The sequence below is a fragment of the Hymenobacter lapidarius genome (assembly GCF_001816145.1).
GTDB classification, from domain to species: domain Bacteria; phylum Bacteroidota; class Bacteroidia; order Cytophagales; family Hymenobacteraceae; genus Hymenobacter; species Hymenobacter lapidarius.
This window is the reverse complement of the sequence record NZ_MDZB01000169.1, coordinates 1-5,784: the sequence shown is the minus strand read 5'-3', so window position 1 is coordinate 5,784 and position 5,784 is coordinate 1. Positions and strand designations below refer to the sequence as shown.

Genomic DNA, 5,784 nt, shown 5'->3' with positions numbered 1-5,784 from the left:
GCTACGGTAAAATGGCAGTTCACCCTGGAAAAAGCACGCGTCAAACTCGACCGCCACTACCAGAAGATTAGGGCAACTAACTTGCCTGACTAAGCACTACGCCCGCGTCAGCACCAGCGAACAAGTCCTGGACCTGCAGCTCGATGCCCTGCGCCAGGCCGGTTGCGAGCACCTGTTCACCGATACGGTTTCCGGCATGCAGGCCCACAAGCCCAGTTGGGGACAGCTGCTGGCGTACGCCCGTACGGGCGATACCGTCGTTATCTGGCGGCTCAACCGGCTGGGGCGCTCCACCAACCACCTCATCGAAGTGGTCGAGGATCTGAGCCGCCGCCAGCTGCACCTGATATCCTTGCAGGACCCGATTGACACCACCTCGTCCGGGGGGCAGCCGGTGTTCCAGATTTTCTGCGCCCTGGCCGAGCACGAGCGCGACGTGCGCGTGCAGCGCACCTGCGCCGGCCTCCAAGCCGCGCGTGCCCGCGGCCGGCAGGGTGGCCGCCCGCCGGGCCTAGCCCCCCGTTACCAGAAAATTGCCCCCGCGGTCAAGGAACTCTACGAAGCCGGCCAGCAGTCCACCCGCCAACTCATGGCCTGCTTTCAAATTGGCTCGTGCCGCACCCTCTATAAAATCCTGCGCTTTGCCGGCTGCCAGATTAACGAAAAGTTGACCTTCCCTCCTACCAAGGCGAACAACAAGCCCTTACCATAATTCTTGGTCCAGTTACTAACGCCACCCTTACAAGCGCGTAGCCCTTTTTCTTAGGTTAAAATTCAGGTACCGCAATTACAAAAGCAGGGAAACGGCAACTGCGACTTTTGGCCCAAATTTTCAATCAAGGCCAGGACCACCGCCGTGGCCAGGTTGGGCCATCGGGGCTACAAAGCCGGCGCTGGTTTAGGTAGCTGCCACCCCTTCAGCGCTTGGGCGATGGCGGCCAGGGTAGCTTTATCGTTGTTAAGCGACCAGTCCAGCGCCTTGTAGGTGGTGGTGACGTCGTTGGAGTTGTTGAAAAAAACCACGGCTTTCACCTTGGGGAACTTCAAGGGTAGGTCGGTGAGGGCCTCTGTAAACCAGGCGGCGCGGTTGCCGCCCACGGCCAGGCAGCCCATCTCGCTAATCATCAGGGGCTTGCCGTAGGTCGAGAGTTCCCCGTAGGCGTTGCCCAGGGTTTCCGAGAAAGTGTACCACTTGCTCCAGGGCGCCACGGTGCCGTAGTTGAGCGCCGTGGTGCCAATCCAGTCCACGTAGGCGTGGCCGGGGTAGAATTCGGCGTAGTTGGGATAGGCCGGGTGGGGCGACCACACCCAGGTGGCGTTGGTGGCGCCCTGCTGCCGAAAGCGGGTCACCACGTGCCGCCACGCCGCGATGAAGTCGGCGGGCTTGTTGTTCTGGGGGCCCCAGGGGTAGCGGAAAGCGTCGTTCATCTCGTGGCCGAAGCGCAGAAAGAACGGCTGGCCGTAGGCTTTGGCGTCCTGGGCCCACTTGTCGAGGTAGGCGTCGTAGCGGCCCGCCGCGATGGCCCGCAGGCCGCCCACGTTTACCTGGTCCGCCGGCCCGGTCCGCGGAAAGCTCTCCGGGTCAAAGTCGTTCAGCCAGGGCTCCCAGGTGATGAGCGGCAGCGACCCCAGGTCGGAAATGGCCTGGGCCCGGAGCATGGGGAACACCTGCTCTCTTTTGCTGCCCCAGGCCGTGTAAAACTGGACAATGGGCAGCTTCAGGGCCAGCGAATCTTCCAGGGCCACGATGCGCTCGTAGGACTCCACGGTGTTGTTGTCGTAGGCCCCCACCAGCAGGGTGTCGGTGTTGTTGAGGTAGAGCTTGTTTTCCCGGTAGGGCCGGAACCACGCCAGCGCCGCCGCGCGGCTGGCCCGCGAATCGCCGCTTAGCAACCGTTTCTCGAAGCTGGCGACCTGGCTGGTGACGCTGCCGGCCAGGGTTTCGAGCGGGCCCCGGCCTTTGTTGCCGGCCAGCAGCAGCAAGCCAAACAGGCCAATGCCCAACGCAATAACCAGCAGAATGGCGGACGCCCGCGAGGCCGTGGTGCGCACGGCTTGTTTGGTGGTATTCATAAAAAAAAGCGGATGGCAGTAGTGGTAGGATATATGGGCGGCCCCTTAGAAGCTGTTTAAGTTAGCAAAACGCACTTCAGGCGGTCATGCTGAGCGAAGTCAAGCATCTCTACCGCTTCGTAGGAGCCGTTCAACGAAGCGGTAGAGATGCTTCGATTTCGCTCAGCATGACGTTTTATAGTAACTTAAACAGCCCCTCAGGTTTTAATGGTATCCAGGTCAACCCCCACCCAGGGGTCTTCCGGCCGGATGGTAGTGGATTGGTAGGCCGCGTAGAGGCCGCCCACGGTCATGGCGAACGCCAGGCCGGCGAACGAGACCATGCCCCAGGTATCGGCGCTGCTGAGCGCCAGCCGGGACTCGGGCGTGAAGTACACGCGCCGCACCACCACGTAGCCCAGGGTCAGAAAAAACAGGGCCTGATGCGCCAGCAGGGGCCGCGCAAACGTGGTGAACTGCTTCACCGCCCGCTTGGCGGTGGGGATGTAGGGAATCTCGCCGTTCCAGATGGAGAGCAGGCAGCCCAGGGCAAAGACCGGCCAGCACGCGAACTTCAAACACATGCCGCGCCAGTGCAGGCCGGTTTCCGGGCCGGGGTGGCACATCCACCGCTGCACGTAGAGGTAAATACTGAGGCTGAGCAGGCCGACGGGAATCCACCGGCCCAGAAATTCCAGGAAGTCCATGTTGGCGGGCAGCAGTCCAAACCAGAAAAACAGGTAGGGAATCAGCAAAAACAGCAGCATGGTGAGGCCCGACACGTAGTAAGTGCCCACCGTGAGGTACGAGAGCCGCTGCCAGCCGCTGAGTTGGGGCCAGAGGCGGGGCAGCTCGGCAAACAGCACCTCCTGCACCCCGCGGGCCCACTTGAGCTGCTGCTTGCAGAACGAGCCCAGGTCTTCGGGCACCAGGCCGCGGCTGACGATGACGGGCGAGTACACCGATTTCCAGCCGGCGGCGTGGATGCGAATGGCCGTGATGAGGTCTTCGGCCAGCCCGATGCCGTGCCCGCCGATGCTCGCCAGGGCCGTGCGCCGGAACGTGCAGTTGGCCCCGATGGCCACGGCGCAGTTCAGCCCGTGCATGCCCATCTGGGTGGGGCCGTAGAAACCGTAGGTCTGCTCGGCCGCGCCGCGGGCCGTGAACGAGCGGTACTGGTTGTAGTAGGCCTGGGCCACCTGCACGAAGCCCACCCGCGCATCCTCAAAGTAGCCCAGCACCTCGTCCAGAAAGTTCGGGAACGGGATGTGGTCGGGGTCGAGCACCAGAATGAACTCCTCATCGGTCCGGGCCAGGGCGGCGTTGATTTTGCCGGCCTTGGCGCCCGGCAGCCCCACCAGTTCCAGCCACACCGCCCCGTGCCGCTCGGCCGCCGCCCGAAACCGCGGGTCCTGGGTGTCGTCGAGCAGGTAGGTGGTGTGCGGGTAGCGGATGCGGGCGCAGGCGGCCAGGGTTTTCTCGAACATGCCCAGCGGCTCGCCCGGCGAGCTGGTGGTGAAAATGGCCACCCGCCGGCCGCCAGCAGGGGGTAGCCGCTGCGGCTTGGCGATGCGCAGGTACGAAATCCAGACGATGAGCGTGCGCACCAGCCCCCACCAGAAAACGAAGGTCAGGAGCAGAAACAGCGGCCACGACGCCACGTGCTCCGGCCGGAACCACCAGTTGCCCAGCCGCACCATGCTGATGGCCCCGGCCACCACCAGCACCGCCAGCCCCATTTTCCGGACTGGCGTGGACGAAGCCGCCGCGCGGTACTGCCACAGGGCAGGGTTATCGGTTTTTTTCACGGACCAAATGGTAATTGAGCTGCAAGCCGACTTGCTGGCTCTGGTAAAAAAGCAGGTTGGCGTAGTCGTAGGTGGCGGCCAGCGTCATCCAGGGCGAGGCCCGCAGCGCCACTTCGCCGTGCACCTCCACCGGGCGGTAAGACTGCGCGGCCCGGCCCGGTTGGAGGAACAGGGGCCCGGTGGCCCGCCGGTCGAGGTAGAAGTAGGGCACGTCGGCCGTGCCCAGCAGCCCCAGGCTGGCGCGGGCCGAAACGTCCAGGCGGGGGGAGGGCGTCAGCTTCAGCGCCAGCAGCAGGGCGCTCACGTACTGGTTCAGCGGGGTGAAGTAGGGCGCGTAGCTGGCCCGCACCGCGCCGCCGCTGGCCAGCACCTCGGCCGGCGTCTGGGCCGTGGCGTAGGTGCTGCGGGCGGCGTCGCCGTAGCTGAGCGAGAGGCCGCTCTGGAAGCTGGCCCGCGGGGAAGCGGCCACCGGCACCAGCAGCCAGGCGTAGGCCGTTTGAAGGAGGTTGTCATCGCCGTAGCGCCGTTGGTCGTAGCCGGCTTTGCCCAGCCAGCCCCCGTCGCGGCGGTAGCGCAGGGCCGCTCCCGCCACCTGCTCCAACACCGGCTGCCGGACGCTAGCCAGCACGTATTGGTAGGGCTGCCGGGCCACGGTGGCGTCCACGTCCAGCTGGCGGCTGAGCTTTTTGGTCAGCAGCACCGCGCCGGTGGCGGCGCTGCTGCGGGTGGACTGGTGCTGAAAAATGCCGGCCGTGGTGCTCAGTTCCACTCCCACGCCCGGCAGGCTGACCTTGTTGCCCGCCTGAAACCAGGTGGAGCGGTACGGCGCCTGCGGGTCGGGCACCCCGAACCGGTTGGCCTGCACCTGCACCGTCGGCGAGAGCAGCCACGAGTGAAACCAGCTGGCTTCGGCCCGCAGCGTCAGCGCCTGCAAAGGCTGGTCGTCGCTGGCGTAGCGGCTGCTCACCTTAAAATACGGGGCCGTAGCCTGGTTGATGTCTTTTTGCAAAGCCACGGCCGCCTCATTGCCGGGATACGTGCGCAGCACGGTGGCCAGGCTTTTGCGGGCCGCCGCGGGGCACAACTGCGAGTAGCTAATCCGGGCCAGCAGCAGGTTGGCCTCGGCGTGCAGGCTGTCTTGCTTCAGGTAGTCCAGCAAGAGCGGCTGCGCCCGGGCTGGCTGGCTGGTGTCAACCAGCAGCCGCGCGTAGTCGAGCTTCAGCACAGGCTGGTCGGGAAAGGCGCCGATGGCACGCTCGTGCACCGCCGCGGCGCGGGCAAACTCCTGGTTCCAGTACAGCACCTGGGCGTGGAGGCGCAGGCCGTCCACGTTGGTCCGGGCGGCGTTGTAGGCCGTCAGGAGCCGGTCGGCTTCGACGAAATTTTTGGCATACGCCGTGGTGCGGGCCACTTCCAGGGTGTCCGTGGGAGCGGCGGGCACGGCCCCGGGCTGGGCGAGCCCGGCCTGAGAACGCGCCAGCAGCGCAAGGAAAAGCAGCAGCACGGCGCTTAAGTTCCGGTTAAAGCGAGAGGAAGCAGGCATTAAGGCAGATTATTACTTGGTGTGAAAGCCGGGCGCGGCCCGGGCCTCAACCGAATTACCCCCGGCGGGCTGCCGCCCGGGTTGTGCAGTGCCGGATTGCAGGTGCAGGCCCGGCAGCACGAGAAGGCATTAGCAGATTCAGGCTGATGAATGGAGCTTCGACCAGAAAGATTTGGGTCAAAGCTACCGCCGCTTCATGATGCCAGCATGATGAATTCGCTCTTATCCTTTAGCTCCGCTTCAACAGCAAAGCCCTTTCCCCCACCTGGCAGAAAGCGCTTGGGCGGTGGGATAATCTAAGGTGATACGTTTAATTTGGGGGATGGTCTTTACGCAACACTTCTGCGCCGCTTGCGGCAGTGAACATATTCGGCGCAATGG

General features: G+C 64.5%; 4 protein-coding genes. 1 reads left to right on the top strand and 3 read right to left on the bottom strand.

Features of this window, described 5'->3' with window-relative positions; translation table 11 throughout:
* Positions 1 to 85 precede the first annotated feature (85 nt).
* A complete protein-coding gene (locus BEN47_RS19270) occupies positions 86 to 712 on the top strand; it encodes a recombinase family protein (protein WP_070730895.1) in 627 nt (208 codons plus the stop codon).
* A gap of 167 nt (positions 713 to 879) precedes the next feature.
* On the opposite strand, the gene BEN47_RS19265 is transcribed toward BEN47_RS19270, so the two are convergent.
* The 3 genes from BEN47_RS19265 to BEN47_RS19255 form a co-directional block, all read right to left on the bottom strand.
* The gene (locus BEN47_RS19265) at positions 880 to 2,073 is read right to left on the bottom strand and encodes a glycoside hydrolase family 26 protein (protein ID WP_083322609.1); all 1,194 of its coding nucleotides are present in this window, start codon (positions 2,071 to 2,073) and stop codon (positions 880 to 882) included.
* Positions 2,074 to 2,270: 197 nt separating this feature from the next.
* Positions 2,271 to 3,860 carry a glycosyltransferase family 2 protein gene (locus BEN47_RS19260; protein ID WP_070730893.1) on the bottom strand — a complete coding sequence of 530 codons (1,590 nt, stop codon included), beginning with the start codon at positions 3,858 to 3,860 and terminating at the stop codon, positions 2,271 to 2,273.
* A complete protein-coding gene (locus BEN47_RS19255; protein ID WP_125921821.1) occupies positions 3,844 to 5,403 on the bottom strand; it encodes a tetratricopeptide repeat protein in 1,560 nt (519 codons plus the stop codon). Before BEN47_RS19255 ends, BEN47_RS19260 begins: the two co-directional genes overlap by 17 nt.
* Between the last annotated feature and the right edge of the window lie 381 nt (positions 5,404 to 5,784).

Bases quoted from the DNA above. Each gene is read 5' to 3' on its own strand.
- BEN47_RS19255 (WP_125921821.1), bottom strand. From the start codon at position 5,403: ATGCCTGCTTCCTCTCGCTTTAACCGGAACTTAAGCGCCGTGCTGCTG.
- BEN47_RS19265 (WP_083322609.1), bottom strand. From the start codon at position 2,073: ATGAATACCACCAAACAAGCCGTGCGCACCACGGCCTCGCGGGCGTCC.